This window comes from Candidatus Peregrinibacteria bacterium (assembly GCA_016699145.1).
Classification (GTDB): Bacteria; Patescibacteriota; Gracilibacteria; order UBA1369; family 2-02-FULL-48-14.
Genome location: CP064962.1, coordinates 966,639 through 985,076, shown reverse-complemented (window position 1 = coordinate 985,076; position 18,438 = coordinate 966,639). Strand labels below are relative to the sequence as shown.

The 18,438-nt window shown below is 49.1% G+C and carries 17 protein-coding genes and 1 pseudogene; 7 read left to right on the top strand and 11 right to left on the bottom strand.

The features are described from left to right. Positions 1 to 7 precede the first annotated feature (7 nt). Positions 8 to 433 (bottom strand): transcriptional repressor, encoded by a 426-nt coding sequence (locus IPG41_05545; protein ID QQR54625.1) that lies wholly within the window; start codon positions 431 to 433, stop codon positions 8 to 10. 109 nt (positions 434 to 542) lie between these two features. Here IPG41_05545 and dprA point away from each other — a divergent pair, with 109 nt between their 5' ends. Further along, positions 543 to 1,397: a DNA-protecting protein DprA gene (gene dprA / locus IPG41_05540; protein QQR54624.1), complete on the top strand. Its 855-nt coding sequence runs from the start codon at positions 543 to 545 to the stop codon at positions 1,395 to 1,397. Here the strand turns inward: dprA and IPG41_05535 are convergent. The 4 genes from IPG41_05535 to recA all read right to left on the bottom strand — a co-directional run bounded on the left by IPG41_05535 (position 1,382) and on the right by recA (position 6,060). Further along, complete coding sequence (locus tag IPG41_05535; protein ID QQR54623.1) at positions 1,382 to 3,094, bottom strand: type II/IV secretion system protein; 1,713 nt, start codon at positions 3,092 to 3,094, stop codon at positions 1,382 to 1,384. The genes dprA and IPG41_05535 overlap by 16 nt on opposite strands. A gap of 98 nt (positions 3,095 to 3,192) precedes the next feature. After that, complete coding sequence (gene nusA, locus IPG41_05530) at positions 3,193 to 4,434, bottom strand: transcription termination/antitermination protein NusA (GenBank protein ID QQR54622.1); 1,242 nt, start codon at positions 4,432 to 4,434, stop codon at positions 3,193 to 3,195. 76 nt (positions 4,435 to 4,510) lie between these two features. Next, a complete protein-coding gene (locus IPG41_05525) occupies positions 4,511 to 4,990 on the bottom strand; it encodes a regulatory protein RecX (protein ID QQR54621.1) in 480 nt (159 codons plus the stop codon). A 29-nt stretch (positions 4,991 to 5,019) separates the two neighbouring features. Continuing rightward, entirely contained in the window at positions 5,020 to 6,060 is a 1,041-nt protein-coding gene (gene recA, locus IPG41_05520; protein ID QQR54620.1) for a recombinase RecA, read from the bottom strand. A 203-nt stretch (positions 6,061 to 6,263) separates the two neighbouring features. Between recA and IPG41_05515 the strand changes: the two genes are divergently transcribed. The 3 genes from IPG41_05515 to IPG41_05505 are packed head-to-tail and all read left to right on the top strand — an operon-like array spanning position 6,264 to position 8,062. Next, a complete protein-coding gene (locus tag IPG41_05515; GenBank protein ID QQR54619.1) occupies positions 6,264 to 6,599 on the top strand; it encodes a helix-turn-helix transcriptional regulator in 336 nt (111 codons plus the stop codon). Next, complete coding sequence (locus IPG41_05510; GenBank protein ID QQR54618.1) at positions 6,592 to 7,527, top strand: hypothetical protein; 936 nt, start codon at positions 6,592 to 6,594, stop codon at positions 7,525 to 7,527. Before IPG41_05515 ends, IPG41_05510 begins: the two co-directional genes overlap by 8 nt. Further along, the gene (locus IPG41_05505; protein ID QQR54617.1) at positions 7,478 to 8,062 is read left to right on the top strand and encodes a hypothetical protein; all 585 of its coding nucleotides are present in this window, start codon (positions 7,478 to 7,480) and stop codon (positions 8,060 to 8,062) included. The genes IPG41_05510 and IPG41_05505 overlap by 50 nt, the downstream gene beginning before the upstream one ends. On the opposite strand, the gene purQ is transcribed toward IPG41_05505, so the two are convergent. The 5 genes and pseudogenes from purQ to IPG41_05480 form a co-directional block, all read right to left on the bottom strand. Then, positions 8,048 to 9,340 (bottom strand): phosphoribosylformylglycinamidine synthase I, encoded by a 1,293-nt coding sequence (gene purQ / locus IPG41_05500; protein QQR54616.1) that lies wholly within the window; start codon positions 9,338 to 9,340, stop codon positions 8,048 to 8,050. The two genes, IPG41_05505 and purQ, sit on opposite strands and share 15 nt — an antisense overlap. Then, the gene (locus tag IPG41_05495; GenBank protein QQR54615.1) at positions 9,337 to 9,756 is read right to left on the bottom strand and encodes a hypothetical protein; all 420 of its coding nucleotides are present in this window, start codon (positions 9,754 to 9,756) and stop codon (positions 9,337 to 9,339) included. The genes purQ and IPG41_05495 overlap by 4 nt, the downstream gene beginning before the upstream one ends. Continuing rightward, positions 9,753 to 12,130, bottom strand: a pseudogene (gene purL / locus IPG41_05490) (phosphoribosylformylglycinamidine synthase subunit PurL). Before purL ends, IPG41_05495 begins: the two are co-directional and overlap by 4 nt. 256 nt (positions 12,131 to 12,386) lie before the next feature. Further along, positions 12,387 to 12,683: an IS30 family transposase gene (locus IPG41_05485; GenBank protein ID QQR54614.1), complete on the bottom strand. Its 297-nt coding sequence runs from the start codon at positions 12,681 to 12,683 to the stop codon at positions 12,387 to 12,389. Further along, a complete protein-coding gene (locus tag IPG41_05480) occupies positions 12,680 to 13,222 on the bottom strand; it encodes an IS30 family transposase (protein ID QQR54613.1) in 543 nt (180 codons plus the stop codon). Before IPG41_05480 ends, IPG41_05485 begins: the two co-directional genes overlap by 4 nt. 313 nt (positions 13,223 to 13,535) lie before the next feature. On the opposite strand from IPG41_05480, the gene IPG41_05475 reads away from it, so the two are divergent. Further along, complete coding sequence (locus tag IPG41_05475; GenBank protein QQR54612.1) at positions 13,536 to 15,080, top strand: hypothetical protein; 1,545 nt, start codon at positions 13,536 to 13,538, stop codon at positions 15,078 to 15,080. Here IPG41_05475 and IPG41_05470 read toward each other — a convergent pair. Further along, positions 15,077 to 15,730, bottom strand: coding sequence for an ATP-binding cassette domain-containing protein (locus IPG41_05470; GenBank protein ID QQR54611.1), 654 nt, complete (start codon positions 15,728 to 15,730; stop codon positions 15,077 to 15,079). The two genes, IPG41_05475 and IPG41_05470, sit on opposite strands and share 4 nt — an antisense overlap. Before the next feature lie 54 nt (positions 15,731 to 15,784). Between IPG41_05470 and IPG41_05465 the strand changes: the two genes are divergently transcribed. After that, positions 15,785 to 17,452: an S-layer homology domain-containing protein gene (locus IPG41_05465; GenBank protein QQR54610.1), complete on the top strand. Its 1,668-nt coding sequence runs from the start codon at positions 15,785 to 15,787 to the stop codon at positions 17,450 to 17,452. Then, positions 17,449 to 18,411 (top strand): tyrosine-type recombinase/integrase, encoded by a 963-nt coding sequence (locus IPG41_05460; protein ID QQR54609.1) that lies wholly within the window; start codon positions 17,449 to 17,451, stop codon positions 18,409 to 18,411. The genes IPG41_05465 and IPG41_05460 overlap by 4 nt, the downstream gene beginning before the upstream one ends. Positions 18,412 to 18,438 lie beyond the last annotated feature (27 nt).

Sequence of the window (18,438 nt, the reverse complement as noted above, 5' to 3'; positions counted from 1 at the left end):
GCAAAAATTAAGAGGTACAACGGGCGCAAAGGCCAAAGAATTCTAAACGGTGAGATTGGATTTTGAAGCGGCTTCTTCGAGCCAATTTTTTTTCGATTTGTTCGAGTTCTCCTTCCATTTCCACTTCTTCAATGTGCTCACATTTCAGACAATAAAGATGGTGATGATGTTTTTTAAAACTGAGTTCAAAGTGCCGTTTTTTTTCTTGGAATTGGACTTCGTGAATCACGTTTTCTTTGTTCAAAAATTCGAGTTCGCGATAGAGAGTAGAAGGGTCTAAAGTGATGCGTTTTTGTTTTAATTTTTTTAAGAGTTTTTCGGCGGATAAGGGGTGGGCTTCCTTTAAAAAAAGTTCCAGCAAGGCGACGCGATTTTGGGTCATGCGGTAGCCTTCTTTTTTCCAGCGACTCAAATGGGATTCTAAAATATTCATTCTTTTTTCAGGTTGCAATTTAGCTTAATGCAAGTGACTTGCATTAGTCAAGCTTTATTCAGGACTTTTGCTCATCGGTCTTTTAAAATAGCGATGACTTTTATTTTCTATGGAAATTCAAAAATTGTTTCGAGATGATCCGCGCTACCCTTCGCTTTTGGCCGCAACGGGCACGGCTCCTGAATGCTTGTATTACAGTGGGAATTTGGAGGTGCTTCAAGCTCCTTGTTTGGCTGTGGTGGGCACGCGACGCTGTACGGCACGCGGAGAAAGCACCACTTTGCGTTTTGCAGAAAGTTTGGCTGCTTGGGGGGTCACCATTGTGAGTGGACTGGCTTTTGGGATCGATGCGGCGGCGCATGAAGGTGCGCTGCGAGGAAATGGGAAAACCGTGGCGGTGCTGGCTCAGGGTTTGAATGTGCTGCGGCCTACGGTGCATCGGCAACTGGCTGAGGGAATTCTTGAGAAGGGAGGTCTTTTGCTTTCGGAATATGCCCCTAATGAAGAGCGGTACAAGAGTGATTATTTGCTACGAAACCGTTTGATTGCGGGACTCTGTTCCGCCACTTTGGTCGTGGAAGCGGGCTACCCTTCTGGAGCCCTCAATACCGCTAAACATGCTTTGACCGAAGGCCGAGACGTGCTGTGTGTGCCTGGACGCATTGAAGATGAGGCGAGCATCGGCTGTCTGGATCTGATCAAGCGAGGGGCTCACTTGGTGACGCTCCCTTCCGATTTGATTCCCATTTTAAAATTGAGGCCCGAAAAACAGCATACCGTTCCGGTGCATTTGAAAGGTTTGGAGCGAGAACTTTATGAGATTTTGAAAAAGCACCCCTGTTCTTCCAGTGAATTGACGCAGGAATTTTCGGGACGTTTGGTGGAGCTTTATGAAGCACTGACTCAACTCGAATTGCGCGGTCTTTTGGTGCAAACTCAAAACCGATCTTATACCGTGGTTTGAAGCATAATATCTGTGACCCTTTCTACTTCCGCCAAAGTTGTGACCCCACGCAAAACTTTGAGCATGCCGTCTTCACCCAGAGTGAGCATGCCGTTTTTTCGCACGATTTTAAAGAGTTCATTTGCTGATTTTTCTGCGAGTATCGCTTCCTTCAATTCCTCTGTATTGTTAAACATTTCTGCGATGGAAATTTGGCCTAAAAATCCAGTGTGACTGCAGTGTTCGCAACCCGCCGCCAAAGGCAAGGTGACAGGCAGTGAGAGGGCAAGATTGGCATCCACTGTATGAATTTGATCTATCGCGGCGCTGAGGATTTTCTGTTCTTGTTCCTTGATGGGGACTTGGGTCACGCAATAGGGGCAGACTTTTCGCACGAGGCGTTGGGCCATGACCAATCCGAGAGCAGGGGCAATCATGAAGGGTTTGAGCCCGATGTTCAGCAGGCGAGGAATGGTTTCGATGGCGCTGTTGGTGTGCAAAGTGGACAGTAAAATGTGTCCGGTGAGCGCAGCTTGAGCGGCGGTTTCGGCAGTGGCTTCGTCTCGAATTTCTCCGATCATTACGAGGTCGGGGTCTTGACGAAGTATGGCACGCAAGCCCGAGGCAAAATCGTAACCGCGTTTTTCATTGATCTGGCTTTGAGTGATGCCCGTGAGGTGGTATTCGATGGGGTCTTCCAGGGTGATGATTTTACTTTCTGCTTGATTGAAGGCATTGAGCATGGAGTAGAGCGTGGTTGTTTTTCCGGAGCCAGTAGGTCCAGTGACCAGTATCATTCCGTTGGCTAGGTCTAAGGATTTTTTGATCAAATTCAAGTTGCGATTTTCGAATCCGAGTTCTTCAAAAGTGAGGTTTTTCTTTTTGGAGTCGAGCAGTCGACAGACGAAACTTTCGCCGTATTCGGTGGGAATGGAGGAAACGCGAACATCGATTTTGCGCCCGTTGACGAGGAAGGCGTAACGTCCATCTTGTGGTACATTGCTGATGTTGAGATGCATGCCCGCCTTGTATTTGAGCTGATTGCTGAGGTAGCCATAGGTGTTCAAATCCAGTTCTAGGACTTGTTGCAAGACTCCGTCGATGCGGAAGCGCACTAAAACTTTGTTTTCTTCGGGTTGATAGTGCATGTCTGACGCACCGGTTTTAAGGGCACCCACGCTGAGCACATTGAGCGCTTCTTCGGCGGTGACGCTTTGAATTTTTGTGCGAAGGGCCGTGAGATTTTCAATTTCCGCTTGGTAGGACGTGATTTTTGCTTCGTCCACGATGTTTTCTGTTTGAATTGGGGTGACTCCTTCGAGCTTGCGATACGCCTCCAAAGCTCTTCGTAGGCCATTTTCAGAAGCCAGATTGACGTTGATGGCGTAGCCTTCTGCTTTCAATTTTCGGATGAGATCTTGGGTGGCCGCTTGAGTGGGGTGTACAATGGCCAGTCGCAGTTTCTTCCCTAGCTTAAAGAAAGGCACCACCAAGGCTTCTTCCGCCTCTTTTTGGGTGAGCACTTTGAGGTGATCGGGATTGACGTGCACGGTGGCGATGTCGATGTAGCTCATGCCCATTTGTTGGGCTTTTTCCATGGTCGTGCGTTCTTCAAATTCCCGGTTGATGGAAGATAAAGGCGTTCCACCGGTTGCTGTCGCTAAAGCGACGTGACCATCGGTTTGAATTTTGGAATTGATGAAGTTTTGGTCGTCCATGGGTGGAACTTTTGAACGCACAGGTTTGAGCGATCTCATGATTATACCAGAAAAGAGGACTTTTTTGAAGCCCCCTTTTGAAGTTTTTTACTTTGCGTTCACTTGCTTTTTTCCACCGCTTTCACAATTTGAGCCGCTTCTTCTTTTGTGATTCCATCGACTTGCATGAAATCTTTGATGGAGAGCCCCATGAGCTGAGCCACTTGTTCCAAGCTCACTGAAACCAGTTTTTCTTTGATGTTTTCCGGCAGATCGAGATCGCTGACCATCTTCACTTTGTTTTCTTGTCCTTCTGCTGCCGCACCCGCAGGGGTATCGGTGTCGAGGATATCGATTTCCCAACCTGTTAGATGAGAGGCGAGGCGAACGTTTTGTCCACTCTTGCCAATGGCGAGTGCACGTTGATCTTGAGTCACATAAACCCTGGCGAGATGAGTTTTTTCATCAATCTCCACGCGAGAAATCTTCGCGGGCTTGAGGGACTCCATGATGTACTTCTGCGCATCTTCGTTCCAAGGAATGATGTCGATGCGTTCCCCTGCGAGTTCGTGTGTCACACTTTGAACGCGCACTCCATTTTGTCCTACACACGCTCCAATGGGATCCACTTGAGGATCTTTGGACATGACGGCCACTTTACAGCGGACTCCCGGTTCACGAGCCACTCCTTTGATGATGACTGTGCCCGCCTTCACCTCGGGGATTTCCAGCTCCATCAGCTTTTCAACGAGCTTGGGATGGGTGCGAGAAATGAGCAATTGAGGCCCTTTGGTGGTTTTGACCACTCTATCGAGGTAGAGCTTGATGCGTTGCCCTCCGTAGTATTGTTCAGAACTGATCTGTTCGCGAGCGGGCAAAAGGGCTGTTACTCCTCCCATTTCGACGTAAACTTGATTGCCATCCACACGGTGGATTTGAGCATTGATGAGTTCATTTTCACGGTCTTTGAACGCTTCGAACATGAAGTCTCGTTCTGCTTCTTGAATGCGTTGAATGATGACTTGTTTGGCAGCTTGCGCAGCGATGCGACCGTAAGACATGGGGGTGACCTCCATTCGAATTTCTTCGTCGAGTTTGATGTTTTTGTTGAGCTTGCGAGCGTCTTCGAGAGTGAGTTCTGAATCAGAGTCTTCAATCTTATCCACGACTTTTTTAACGATATAGATCGTTACATTTTCGGTCTTGGGATCGATGTCGACTTCAATGTTTTGTTCTTTATTGCCGTAATCTTTACGATAAGCGGTGCGCAGCGCTGCCTTCACGATATCCATGATGATTTCTTCGGGCAGATTCTTTTCGTTGCAGAGTTGGCGTACGGCCGCCATGAATTGTTGATGCATACGAGGGTATTTAGTTTGGTAAAACGAGCAGGATGGTGAATCCTACTTTGAGTTAACCGATCCTGATGTTTGAATCTTACAAAGATTCATCAGGTTTGGCAAGCTCAAAGGTGAGTTCAGGTGAGAAACCTCGCGAAGCTAAGAACTGTGCTCTGCGTTGATATTGTTTTTGTGGAGGCAGGTTTTGAAAGCGTTTTTTGGCTTTCTCCAGGGCCGCAAGAGCGAGTTCGCGTTCAGAAAGTTGTTCTGATTTTTTGAGCTCCACCCAAGCGGCCTTGGTTTGACTGAGGGGAATGCCTTTTTTATAAAGTTTGCTAGCAACTTTGAGGTGCCCTTGGTGGCGATAATGAACGGCGTTCAAAAGTTGGCTTTTAATGAGTTCCGTGTCGTTGAGCAGTTTGAGCTCTTCGAGTCTTTGAATCACACGAGTTCCCAGAGCTTCTGTGAAGTTCGCACGCCTTCGAAGTTTCACGAGAAGTTCATGGGAGGTGTGTGCGCGTCTTGCTAGCGCGCGCAAAGCATAATCCATCAATGATCTTAAATTTGGGTCTTCCATTTAATAATGACTGGTTTTGGATGGGCCTTTTAAAGGGCCAATTGAGCGGCAACTTTTTCTCGAATAAGGCCTTCGAGTTCTTGCGAGAGTTCTTTATTCCCTTCAAGGAAACTCTTGCTGTTTTCACGTCCTTGACCCAATTTGGTGTCCCCGTAACTGTAGAAGGCTCCAGATTTGCGCACGAATTCATATTTTGTGGCAAGGTCGAGGATGTCCCCTACTTTAGAAATACCCTTGTTGTATAAAATGTCGAATTCCGCTGTTTTGAAAGGAGGAGCCACTTTGTTTTTGACCACCTTCACTTTGACTCGATTCCCTACGAGTTCCTTGCCTTCTCCCATGCTGGATTCCGCGCCTTCAAGCGTTCCAATGCGACGGATCTCTAAACGCACAGAGGAATAGAATTTGAGAGCTTGGCCCCCAGTAGTGGTTTCGGGGTTTCCAAACATGACTCCGATCTTCATACGAAGCTGATTGAGGAAGATCACAATGCAATTTGATTTGCTGATGGCTGCGGTGAGTTTGCGAAGAGCTTGGCTCATGAGTCGAGCTTGGAGTCCCATTTGAGCATCTCCCATTTCCCCTTCGATTTCTGCACGAGGAGTGAGGGCCGCAACAGAGTCGATGACTACGATGTCCCCTGCGTTGGAACGTACGATCGTTTCGACAATTTCGAGGGCCTGTTCCCCGGCGTCGGGCTGAGAAAGGAGAAGATTATCGACATCCACTCCAATGCGTCGGGCATAGGCTGGGTCCAGTGCATGTTCAGCATCAATGAAGGCGGCTTGGCCTCCTTGCTTTTGAATTTCTGCGATGATGTGGAGGGTGAGTGTGGTTTTACCTGAACTTTCAGGCCCATAAACCTCCACTACACGGCCCTTGGGTATTCCTCCACCGAGGGCTAGATCAAGAGAAAGAGAGCCGGTAGGAACGGTTTCTACATCCATGTGTTTGGACTCTCCGAGTTTCATGATGGAGCCGTTCCCGAAGTTTTTTTCGATTTGGGAAAGGGCGAGTTCGAGGGCTTTTTTGCGGTTCTCGTTGGCCGCTTTTGCTTTGTCTTCTGACATAAGGTGCAAGGTAAAGAGATAAGTTGGCTTGAGTATAGGTGAGTGCGCACTCACCGTCAATGGTGACTTTTAAAAGCCGCTTTACATATAGACCTTTTTATGTGGAAGTCCTGAAATTTTCCTGAAATGTTTTTGGCGTGACCTATTTTATTGACATTGCTTTATACTTTGTAGTAAATAGTATTCATCACCTAAGCCCAACTATGACATTTTCAAAAGAAATCTTAAAAGGGAGCATCGAACTCATCGTCCTTCAAGCCTTGGAAGACCTGGGGGAAGCCTATGGCTATCAGCTTTTGAGCAGCATCGATGAAGCCAGTGGAGGAGTGTTTCAGTTCCAAGAAAGCACTTTGTACCCGCTTTTGTATCGCTTAGAAGAAAAGGGCTTTTTGGAAAGTGAGTGGAAAAAAAAGGGTGAAAAAGACCGCCGCTACTACCGCTTGACTCCGCAGGGCAAAAAAACTCTGCTGACGCACACTTCTGAATTCAAAACTTTCCTCAAAGGGATGCACAATATTTTAAAATCCTCCCATGCGTAAAAATGAGTTTCTACACATTTTAAAAGAGGATCTGCCCGAAGACCAATATAAATCTCGACTGCTTAGGGAGCTGGAAGATCACTGGGACGACTGTCATGCGCAGGGTTCAGTGAAAAAGGCTGATCAAAGCTTGGGAGATCCCCATCAATTTATTTCTTTTTACAAGGACGTTATGAAAAAAAATACCCCTCTTTACTTGGAAGCGTTGTTCATTGGGCTGTGCTCGATGCCAATGATGTTTTTACCTTTTATTGGAAACAGTTTCACGGAAATCACTGAGAATTTCTTGGCAAAAGGGGCGCTTTGGATACTCACCCTTGGAATGGCTGGGTTCCTCTATTCGATTTTTTATCGTTGGGTTTGGACACGACTCACTGCATCTCAAAAAATTGAGGACAGTTTGGCAAAAAAACTGACGTTTCTCTTACTGGTCCCGGGTTGGTATGTGATCGGACTTGTGGCTGTAATTCTGTACGATGAACAGATGCAAGACCATATCTTCCCTTTGATGATCATGAGTTACACGGTGGTCCAATTGTTTGTGGCTTGGAAGGCTCGTTCTCATGCTCTGAGTGTGCAAGCAAATAAAATCATGGCTATCTTAGGCTTTTCATTGGGTATCATTTGCCTTGTGCTGCTCTCTTTCTTTAGAGAAGTTAGTCTCGAGGAAGTCCTCTATTCCATGTTCTACTTCGTTCGATTGGGCCTATTTGTACCTTTTGGAATGCATCGTTCTCTGGGAGTGATTTCTTTAGGTGTAGTGGCCTTCCTTACGATGACCTATTCTTTCTCCGTTGTCTTTTATCAATTGGTTAAAGGGGAAGGGGCTTGCCTGGGGCAAGGCTCTGATTGGATTCTTCTTTCTTTATGGACTTGTGATGCCTCCTGCAGAGTCCACTTTGATTCATTGGGATCAACCTGCGGTTAACCTCACAATGGCTTTGGAACAAGAGGAACTTGGTTTGTTTTACCGTTGGTATCGTTTTATTACAGATGATGGAATGTTCGCTTATTCCTATGCCTTGGCTCACACTGATGAAGCTGTTCGGATCATCAATTGGGAAGGTGATGGGGTTGATTTCATTACCCTGTCTTTAGATGCTTCTGCTTTAGAGTGGAAGGAGACGGCCAGTGAAACAATACCGTGGGAAGAAGAGGCAGCAAGCTTTGTCTCGGCCATTCAAAGTGGCCCCGTTGAATTGCCTATGGACTTCACCTGCCTTGATCCCAATGCTCCAGAAGACCTTAGTGATGCCCTCGTTTTGGGCGGAGAAAGCTACTGCCAACAGCTTTACTACAAAGATCAGCTCATCTTCAGTGCCCCTTTAGCCGTTTTGGTGGAAGACGTGTTTATGACCACGGATGAAGAGTGGTTGATCTTGCACTTCCCTCGACAGGATTTCTTACCTGGATCTCTGCATGAGCGTGACAGTGTCTTTGCGGTGGACCTAAGCGCTTTGTAATACTTGAGCGTGGTGATTGGCAAAAATGTTGGTTGCGAGGAGGGCGGCTTCGTCGAGGGGGGCGCCAGCGTCAGGAGTCAGTTCCCAGAACCAGCCGCGCTTCACAGGCAAGTTGAGGCGAGCGCCTTTGGCCATGCCAGCGGCGTCTTCGAGGTCTTGAACAAGGTAGTAAGAGGCGCCTTCTTTTTTGGGGAAGGATTGGCCATCTTTGACCGTGAGGACGCGTTCTTTATTGAGGTTGAGCAATTCGCCGGATGCAATGAGCTCGGCGGCGAGTTTATCTGGGTCTTGGCCCTGAGTGCCGATTTCGTAATAGGTGTATTTGCGCACTGTGACATCGAAGCCACTTTGGCGCAGCGCGTTTTCAACTGTTTGGGCTTCGTTGTCGGTGATGAGGAGTCCGATGAAAAATTCGAGAGTGCCAGGGGTGTGTGTGTGCATTTCAAGGGCGGGTTTCTGGTCCGCGAGTTCGAGGGCAGGGAGGCCTCCTATGAGCGGGTTTTTGCCTTCTGCGCGGGCCTGCATGTATTTGCACATGGAGCTGAAAATCTTGGGCATGGGAGCCGAGGGTGCACGCTCGGGGTGAGGCATGATGGCCATCACGTTTCCTTGGGGATTGCAGATGGCGGCGGCACTGTCCATGGCTCCATTGGGATTGAGGGGAAATTCGTTGCCGATTTCGCCGGATTTGGAGGCGTATTTGAAGACGATTTGCTGGTTGGCGCGCAGCGTTTCGAAGAGGCCGGGAAGGTTGGTGGTGAAGCGCCCTTCGCCGTGAGCAATGGGCACGAGGCTGAGTTCATCGGGAGCACTGTCGAGGGTGAAGGCGGTGCGGCCTTGGGGGGCCACGGATTTCACGAAAACGTTGGTATTGTAAAAGCCTACACCGATCACTTTTCCATTTTGAACGCGCTTGTTGCGTGCGAGGGACATGAGGAGAGGATGGCGACCGTCTGGGCTGACTTTTCCACCGGGCACGAGGCCTGTTTCAACCAAAATTTGCGCTCCGTTGCAGATGCCCAGCACAGGCTTACCGCTGTCCGCTTGGCGAGCGATTTCTTGCATCACAGGATCCATCGAGGCGATGAGTCCACTGCGTCCGCGGTCTTCGTAAGAGAAGCCGCCAGGCACCACAAAGCCATCGTAGCTGGCGAGTTTTTTGGCGTCCTCATTCCAACGAAAAAATTCAGCGTCGATTTGCGCATCCCAGAGGGCACGAAGCGTTTCGTACTCAGAGTTGATCCCCGGAAATTGAAGGACGGCGACGCGAGGTTTCATTGGGTTGTGAATTGAAAAGAATCGAGGATGAGCTGCACTTCATCTTCCTCGGGAGCGTTGGTTTGGACGTAGAAATAGCCTGCGTAGTCAAACACCGAATAGCCTTTGTGGTCGTTGCGGGTGGGGGTGATTTTTTCTGTTGGGCTTCCCCCTGAGCCGATGGAGATTTCTACCCAAAGAGAATCATCCCCTTTGGTGAGCGTGAGGGTGTCCTTTTGGAAGGGTTCATCGTGGGCGAGTTTTTCTTCGGTGCTCCAACAATAAGGGAGCGCGTAGTTTATGCCTTGCCATTCGTGATTGACCGATTGGGCGTAGGTGCCGTCGGGAGGAGTGCAGTCGATGGAGTCGCTCAAGAGTCCGCAGGCGGTGAGGCCAAGCAGACTGAAAGTGCCGAGAATGAATAGAAGTTTTTTCATGTACGAAGTTTGTTACGAAGTCCATTGAGCCAGGTTTCTTTGGCGTTAGTGAGAGGGATTTGGGTGACGACACCTTGGTCTTGGAAAACACAGAGGGGTGAGCCGACGTTCCCGAGAGAGTAGACGTTGACGCCGCTTGAGGTGCAGAGGGCTTCAAAGCCTGCCTCACGTCCGGGCACCACTTCGACGACGAAACCTCCGGATTCTGAGAAGCATTTTTGATCGGTGCGAAGCGTGGGGGCCATTTGGGTGAGATCCACGACGAAGCCCAGTTCCCCTTCGCCACGTCCGCCGCAGGCCATTTCAACCAGGGCCACAGCCAGTCCTCCGTCGGAGATGTCGTGGGAAGAAAGCAAGAGACCTTGATCCACGGCTTGAGTCATGAGGATGAGTTCTTGACGCACTTTAGCGAAATCGGGCTGAGGCACATTGGTGCCAAGAAAGCCCAGCTGACGGTAATATTCACTGCCACCGAGTTCGTTTTTACGCTCGCCAATGAGGTAGAGTTTGCTGCCAGCTTTTTTGAATTGCATGGTGATGGCCTTGTCTACATTTTCGATGCGGCCCAGGGTTCCCATCACCGGCGAGGGTGCCACGGAGCCATTTTTGGATTCGTTATAGAGAGAGACGTTTCCGGAAACCACGGGGAGAGGCACGCGTTTACCTTGCGGGTCGGGGACGTAGGCGATGTGGCCCACTCCTTCAAGGGCATCTTTCATCCCGCGGATGCTTTCGACGAGTTCCCACATTTGTTCTGGTTTTTCGGGGTTACCAAAATTGAGACAGTCGGTCACAGCCCAGGGGGTGGCACCGATGGCGGCGACGTTGCGCATTCCTTCGACGACGGCGTTCACGGCGCACCAGTAAGGGGAAATTTTTCCGTAGCGTGGGTTGGCATCCACTGATAGAGCGGCTCCAACTTTGTGCAGTTCGGGGGCTTCTTCGCGATTGCGGAAAGGCACGAGGAGGCCGGCATCTGCGATGCCGGGTTCGAAGACGGTTTGGCCTTGCACCACTTTGTCGTAGTTTTCGAAGATGGGCAGGCGGCTCGCTATGTTTTCGCTGGCGAGGACTTTGAGGAGGCTGGTTTTAAGGTCGGGTTGATCGAAGGTGGGTTCGGTGAAGGTGTGAACGGGGGCGGAGTAAGCACGTTCATATTGAAGTCCCTTGGTCACGGCAGAGGCTGGCGCGTCCACGAGAATTTCATCACCGAAGCGAACGACGTAATTGCCCTTCGTCACTTTTCCCACATGGCTGGCTTTGGCACCGGCGGAGACTTTGGGGAGGTCCCATTCTTTATTGTAATGGTCGAGGATTTGCTCCGTCAGGCTGGGGTCACAGATCCAGCAGAGGCGCTCTTGGGTTTCGGCGCAAGCGATCACTGCCGGGGGCAGATTGGATATGGAGGTGTGTACTTTGGCGAGGTCCACATCCGCTCCAAAACCGGCGGGTTCCACTTGTTCGACGGTGGCACAAACGTTTCCGCCCGCTCCCATGTCTTTGAAGGAAACTTTTTTTAAATTGCCCTCGTCGCGGAGTTTGCGGAAGAGGGTGTAGGTGGATTCGGCGAGGTGTCTTTCGAGGAAAGGATTGGGCTCTTGCACGGCACCTTTGTTGGACTCTTTGTCGGCTTCGTTCAGGTCGGCAGAGGCAAAGGCGGCTCCCCCATGCCCGAGTTGTCTGTGGGTTTCCCGACAATGATGATGTCCCAGCCTTCGGCGTTTGCGGGCACAAAAGAGTGGATGATTTCATCTTCGCGGATGGCGCCTAAAACCATCACGTTGACGAGGCAGTTGTCGTTGTAGGATTCATCAAAATAGGTGTCCCCTGCAAGGTTGGGCACTCCGAGTGGGTTCCCATAACCCGCGATGCCGGACACGACTTCTTCGGCGATGTGGTGTTGTAGAGGTTTTTCAATTTGTCCAAAACGGAGGGGATCGGCGGTGGCAATGGCACGTCCCCCCATTACAATAATGTCCCGCACAAGGCCTCCGATCCCAGTAGCAGCACCTTCGAAAGGCACCACTTGGGAGGGGTGATTGTGGGATTCGTGACCCATGATCACTCCGTAGCTTTTTCCGGAAGAAGCGGTCGCAAAGTGCACGATTCCGGCGTCTTCACCTACCCCGAGCATGACGTTGGGCGCCTGGGTGGGTAGGGTTTTTAAAAAAGGCCGACTGGAGCGGTAGGAGCAGTGCTCGCTGCCTTGGATGCCCCAGATGATGGCCTCGGTCAAGGTTGGTCCACGGCCGAGGATCTTTTCCACTTCACGGGCTTCTTGAACGGTGAGGCCGATCTTATTTTCTTTGAGCACGCGCAAAACTTCCTCGTCCGTCATTTGGGAGAACGCCAAGGTTTTGGAGAGGAGAGCCATAACTGTTTGCAATATAAGGAAGGGGCTTGGTTTTGTAAAGGGTGAGTCCTCCGTTTATGCTGACCTCCGTTTTTCCATCCTCATGCAAAAAAACAACTCTCACTCATAGAGGTGAACAACCTGTAAGAGCTTTTTTTGAACAGAGCCGTCTTCTTTTTTGTCGGCTTGAACAAATTTGACATCATTTGTTTTTATATTTAAAATAACTTCTCAAATTTCCCGGCACTGGACGGGCTGAATCCGAACACTTAATGGATTAGGATTTTTTGAGTTTTGTGATTTCGCGGTGCACCAAAAGAGCTTCTTTTGGGGTGAGATAATTCAAACACTTGAGCGGTCTACGATTGAGTTTTTCTTCAAGCCTTTGAATGAAAGCTTTACTGTATTTTGAAATATCACTGCCTTTAGGAATATCTTTCCGAATGATTTTATTCGTGTTTTCCACTGTGCCCTTTTCCCATGAATGATAAGGGTGGCAAAAGTAGATTTTAATGCCCAGCAGCTTCTCCAATTCCTTGTGTTTCTGGAAGAGAATATCATTGTCCGTAGTCATGCTTTGAAGCTCTGGAAAACGTTTTTGGATTCGCAAAAAGCCTCATGAACTTCTTCAATCGTCACTGGGAAGATCTTTTCAAGAAATGAAACTCTTAGTTTCCTGTCCACAGCAACCAAAAGTGAACCCTTTCCCGTTTTCCCTGAAACTATGAAATCTCCTTCAATGTCTCCCACATCTTCTCTCATTTCTATTCTGTTAGGACGCTCATTTATGAACGTTCTGTCCGAAAGTTTTGAAAGTACTTTGGGCCTCTTTCTTCGATGTTTTGTTTTCTGCTCACGTTCATACTCCAAAGCTCTTCCATAGGGGCTTTTTAGGAAGCGATAAATACTGTCTTTGGAGGCAAAAGGAAGAGCTCCCTCTTGGCATTTGAGTCTCCCAGAAATAGCGGCTGGAGAAATATCATCTCTTAGTTTTTCTTCTACGAAATCTCTCAATTTCTTGTTCATTGCAACTTTCTTCCCTTGAAAGCGAGCGGAGCGCCTTCGTACATAGCTTTTCTGCTGTGCTTTCTTCGGGTTATAGCTGCCATTCACTTCATTACGTTTGAGTTCATCTGAAACAGTTGAAACACTTCTCTTCAGACTTTTAGCGATAGCTCTGAGCGAATATCCTTTCCCCTTCAGTATGAATATTTCATCCCTCTCACTTTTGGAAAGCTGTGAGAACTTCTTAGCGTTTTTTTCATGAACTCATCTTACCAAGTGTTCGGATTCAAATGAGAATCTAGGCCCTGCATTCATGGACACAAACAATCAACCCCATAATATCTCCCCTGAGCAGGGCCCTCTCATCCCTAGCCCCGGAAAGGTAGGCCCTCGTTCGCTCTCTTGCCTTGCTCGATTAGCCATGGCCGCCTGTTTAGGCAGCGGCTGTGCGGGGGAACCCAACATCATTATCAACAATTACTATACCGATGCGGACTCCGGTGACACAGGTGAAGAGGTTTTTGAATGGGATGCACCGGCAGCCACTGTAAGCAATGCTGCATTTGTTTCTGATCTTTTTCATGGGGAAACGCCAAACACCTACTGGCTTCTTTGTACCCCTGCACAGACGGCTGCCTACAATGAGGCTGTAGATCAGAATTGGAACGGAGGATGGGGCTACATTCCAGGAGAGCTGTACGACAGTTCAAATCGAGTCACCTGTGACGCTCTCGTCGTCAAAGACGGTGGTACAGGTGCAGTGACTTGGTTCACCAATATTGTCATCACCCCTGCGGGAGATAGTACTGCAAATTACATGAGTGCTAGCACTTTTTCTCCAGTGAAGTTGAGATTGGACGAAGGAGAAGGGAATGAGGGGCGTTGCATCAACACCCCGGAGGGAGACTGCGTACGCAACTTCTATTTGCGCCCAGATGCTACAACCAATACTCTTGGACGCGTCGTCGTTGCTAAAATGTTCCCCGGTTTTCCCATGAAGGATGTTTCTCCCTCCAGAGGGTGGCTCTATCTCAATGTGTGGACGCGTGGTCCTGAGCCTGTAAATCTAGAGGCCGATTTTGACAGAGAATGGCGTGAGCGACATTCTGACGACTACGGCGGAGAAAAACCTGCTGCAGTGATCAAAGGGCAGGGAGATCTAAGCGGTGGATGGACAGATTTGGGTTGGGAAATAGCTACAGCGAGTGACGCAGGTGAAGAACTTGCACAAGAATTCATCGATTCTCTTCCTGATTTTATTCTTAATTACGACCCGAGCATTCATGGTGACTTCTACAGCTATGCTTCTTCTCAAGTGGATTTTGATGAGACAAACGGAGGATGGATGCATTTTTGGGCTCAGGCCTCTGCAGGCAATGTTTGTGACAGTTACTCGTTTAATAATATGGTTTATGTTGTTGAAGATTCTGGCCTTCTCGGGAAGAGCTTGGCTTCTCAGGACTATTCTCTAGGGTTTTGTGGCCCCGAATACGCCCCATTCATGGGGTACTCTGATGGTGCAGATTCACTTCAAACAGCTTGTTTTCAAGATGAGACGTGTTTTGAACGTGCCGTTGCCGTTGCACTGGAAGATACCAGAGCTCTCATTATGGCAGACCCTGTTGGGATCAATGCACAGGATTACGATGAGTTACAGAGCCTAGGCATGGCGAGAGAGAGCGATGCCAGTGCTTTTGCAAGAAATGAGTCATATTTGATAAACCTTGTCACTACCGCATTGCCCAAGTTAGGAGCTCTTTCCCAATGTTATGACTTACGTCCGGTCGATGGAGTTTTGCCATGGACCAGTGCAGATGGACAAAGTGGAGAGGTTTACTGTCCCTATGCAAGTTGGGGGTCTGGAGAAAGGATGGCACCCCCTCCCGCCAGTACGAACCGAACACGCCAAGCTCCTGCTTCCGATCATAAGGGGTATACTGTAGGGGAGCTCTATCGACAGCGCTAAGCTTCCAGCACCTTTCCCTCTTGAATCTCGATCTTCGTCCCTTTGATGTGATGGAGGAGATTCAAATTGTGAGTGGCAAAAATGACGGTGGCTCCCTCCACATGAAGTTTTTGGAAAAGGCTGAGTATGCTCAAGGCGGTTTCTGGGTCCAGGTTTCCGGTGGGCTCATCGGCAATGATGAGGCGAGGCTCGTGGATGAGGGCCCGGGCGATGGCACAACGTTGTTTTTCACCCCCCGAAAGCATGTGAGGAAAGTGATGGCGTGCGTCTTCTAAACCCACTTTGGCGAGCACTTCGGGCACGCGATCGGCGATCTGTTTTTCACTGTAACCACACACCTCCATGGCAAAGGCGACGTTTTCAAAAACGGTTTTTTTTGGCAAGAGTTTATAGTCCTGAAAAACGATGCCCAGTTTGCGGCGGTATTCTTGCAAGGCGGCTGCGTCCAGTTTGTTGATGGCATATCCGTCCACAAGCACTTCGCCTTCGGTGAGCTGAATAGCCCCAATAAGAGCATGGATGAGCGTGGTTTTCCCTGCCCCTGAAGCCCCGATGAGCCAAGTCCAAGTCCCTCCTGGCAGAGTGAGATTGACGTTGTCGAGCACGAAGCGCTCTCCGTATTTTTTGGTGGCGTTTTTGAATTCGATCACGAAAGCAGTATAACGCCCCTTTAAGGATTTCCAAATTCGCGTTATTCTTTGTGCATGAAACGCTTCCTCTTTTTATTTTTTGCTTTTGTGCTCATGACTTTGCCGGCCCAGGCCGCTGTGGACGTGACTGCGGTGGATTTGCAAAATGCATCCCAATTGATGCACCCCGACGGAGCCAGTTTAGAAACGTTGAGCGGTTTCAGCGGTTTTTATTATCGCGATGAAATCAGTGTTTTTGGAGGAACTGCCTCCCATTACCAAGCCTTGCTTTTGAACGACCCTTGGCTGAGCAGCGGTTTGCCTGAAGTTCAACTGCGAGTGCTGGCTTATGCCGACCAAGAGGCTGCCGATGTGGCTTTTGAAAAACATCAATCCAGTTCTCGTTTCAATGAAGAGGATTTGAGTCTTTTGACTTCGAATTCTCATGCGATTTTCTATACGAAGGCGGAAGGTGGAAGCGCCGTGGATCTTTTGCAGAGTGTGAGCGCGGATTCCTCTTCTTTTCATTGGTTGGAAAAAAATGGCAATGTGCTGATCCAAGCCAGTTTGTATTTGAGTGATGGCAGCATTCATGAAGACACTTTGCGGGGGTTTTCCAGTTTGGAACAGGATGAAATTTTTGCCCTACTTTCGAATGCAGCGGACTTGCAAAAAGTGAGTTTGGGGCTTTTGTTTCCGCCGGAAAATCCTTTTTTTTCAGCTCAAACGGAAGGTAGCAGTCGAAATTTGAACGAGACTTATGAGCTGCCTTTGAATGGGAGTTTGAGCCTAGACATTTATGTGAGCGACCCTGCCGCAGCCGTGGGCACCGTGCTGGATTCCAGTGGCCTTTTGAGTGCCACGGACGGCGATCTTTACCTCTACATCACCAAAGAAGGCAAGTTGCTCGCCGGTCTTTATGCACCCTATTATGACGCCGACTGTGTTCAAACCGCAGGGTGGTACAGTGTGGGAACTACCCAAGCCCTTTACCCTTATGAGTGGAATCATGTGACTTTGCGCTATGGCGTGGGAGGCTTTGGCCTGAGCCTCAATGACGCGGCAGAGGTTTACTGCTCGGTTTCTCAGGCGCGGTCTGGGCGGGCGCTGCACATGGGCGACTACCCTTCGGATTCGCTCAGCGAAGGGATGATTGGCGTGGTGGATCATATTGAAATCGATTTCTCACTGGATTCCTTGGGGCGAAGAGTGGACTCGGTATTGGCTTCTCAATTGTTTTTGGATTTGAGTCCCACGGATCCTGATTTTGAAGTTTTTGAATTTTTGAAGGCAGAAAAAGTTTTTTTGGGCAGTGATGGCTTTCTTCGAGCGGACTCTGCTTTGAACCGCGCCGCCATGGTGAAGGTGCTTTTGCGCGCTTTTGACTATGGCACTTCCAGTGCTTCAGTTTCTTTTAGCGATGTCAGCAGCACGGCGTGGTACAAAAAATATTTGGCAAAAGCGGTGGAGATCGGCATGGTGAAAGGGCACGATAACGGCACATTTGGCGGAGGGGATTTTGTGACCCGGGCTGAATTCTTCACGATGCTTAAACGCTTGGATACGACTTTTAAATCCTCCGAAACAGAAGCAGTGTATTCCGATGTTAAGGCTGAGGTGTGGTACGAAGAAGGGGCTTATTATGCTCACACCCACGGTTTTGTGGAAGGGCCTTATTTTTATCCCACGCAAATGGTGACCCGCCGTGAAGCGGCCCAGGTGCTTTATGAACTGCTGCAATGAACAGTGAATTGCAAAGATTGATCGCTCGTTTTTTGGAACATTTGGAAGTGGCCGAAAATAAGTCCAAAAAAACCATTGAAAATTATCATCATTATTTGCAGCGTTTTGTGGATTTTTCTGGCGAAGATGCAGGGCGTTTTCCAGCGGATTTGCGTTTGGATGATGTAAGGCATTATCAAGTTTTTTTAAACCGTTTTGAGGATGCACGGGGGCGGAGTTTGTCGGTCAAAACTCAGGATTATCACTTGATTGCGCTGCGCGCTTTTTTAAAGTATTTGGTGAAGCAAGACATTCCGACTTTGGCTCCTGAAAAAATAGACCTCAAAAGGATTCCTGAGCGGGTGGTGGATTTTTTGACGCGTGATGAAGTGGAGCGGCTTTTTGCCGCGGTGGGAGTGGGGCGAGAAAGCGCCGACGGGCGGCGCGGACAATTGCAAGATTTGGCCGTATTGCGCGACAGGGCCATGCTCGAGACTTTGTATTCGACAGGTTTGCGCGTTTCAGAATTGGTGAGCTTGAACCGCTCCCAGGTGGATTTGCAGCGGATGGAATTCACGGTGCGTGGAAAAGGGCGAAAGGCTCGACTGGTGTTTTTGTCGGAGCGCTGCGTGGAATACCTCAAGACTTATTTGTCCAAACGTTCAGACAATTGGGAACCTTTGTTCATCAGTTTTGGGAGAAATCGGGAGGATCAAGAATTGGGCCTGGGCGAAAAAAGACGGCTCACGGCCTGCAGCGTGCAAGATATGGCGCGGCGAACCGGACGCTTAGCTGGCATTGGAAAACGAGTGACTCCCCACCTTTTGCGCCACTCTTTTGCGACGGAACTTTTGCACAATGGAGCGGATATTCGCAGCGTGCAAGAAATGCTGGGGCACGCTTCTATTACCACCACGCAAATTTATACGCACTCCACCAATGAGCGGCTGAAGGAGGTGCATCGGAAATTTCATCGATGAGTGCTCTCCCTTTTTTTTGAGATAGCC

Excerpts from the sequence above, each read along its gene's own strand:
- IPG41_05545 (QQR54625.1), bottom strand. The coding sequence starts at position 433 with ATGAATATTTTAGAATCCCATTTGAGTCGCTGGAAAAAAGAAGGCTAC.
- dprA (QQR54624.1), top strand. The coding sequence starts at position 543 with ATGGAAATTCAAAAATTGTTTCGAGATGATCCGCGCTACCCTTCGCTT.
- IPG41_05535 (QQR54623.1), bottom strand. The coding sequence starts at position 3,094 with ATGGACGACCAAAACTTCATCAATTCCAAAATTCAAACCGATGGTCAC.
- nusA (QQR54622.1), bottom strand. The coding sequence starts at position 4,434 with ATGCATCAACAATTCATGGCGGCCGTACGCCAACTCTGCAACGAAAAG.
- IPG41_05525 (QQR54621.1), bottom strand. The coding sequence starts at position 4,990 with ATGGAAGACCCAAATTTAAGATCATTGATGGATTATGCTTTGCGCGCG.
- recA (QQR54620.1), bottom strand. The coding sequence starts at position 6,060 with ATGTCAGAAGACAAAGCAAAAGCGGCCAACGAGAACCGCAAAAAAGCC.
- IPG41_05515 (QQR54619.1), top strand. The coding sequence starts at position 6,264 with ATGACATTTTCAAAAGAAATCTTAAAAGGGAGCATCGAACTCATCGTC.
- IPG41_05510 (QQR54618.1), top strand. The coding sequence starts at position 6,592 with ATGCGTAAAAATGAGTTTCTACACATTTTAAAAGAGGATCTGCCCGAA.
- IPG41_05505 (QQR54617.1), top strand. The coding sequence starts at position 7,478 with ATGCCTCCTGCAGAGTCCACTTTGATTCATTGGGATCAACCTGCGGTT.
- purQ (QQR54616.1), bottom strand. The coding sequence starts at position 9,340 with ATGAAACCTCGCGTCGCCGTCCTTCAATTTCCGGGGATCAACTCTGAG.
- IPG41_05495 (QQR54615.1), bottom strand. The coding sequence starts at position 9,756 with ATGAAAAAACTTCTATTCATTCTCGGCACTTTCAGTCTGCTTGGCCTC.
- IPG41_05485 (QQR54614.1), bottom strand. The coding sequence starts at position 12,683 with ATGACTACGGACAATGATATTCTCTTCCAGAAACACAAGGAATTGGAG.
- IPG41_05475 (QQR54612.1), top strand. The coding sequence starts at position 13,536 with ATGGCCGCCTGTTTAGGCAGCGGCTGTGCGGGGGAACCCAACATCATT.
- IPG41_05465 (QQR54610.1), top strand. The coding sequence starts at position 15,785 with ATGAAACGCTTCCTCTTTTTATTTTTTGCTTTTGTGCTCATGACTTTG.
- IPG41_05460 (QQR54609.1), top strand. The coding sequence starts at position 17,449 with ATGAACAGTGAATTGCAAAGATTGATCGCTCGTTTTTTGGAACATTTG.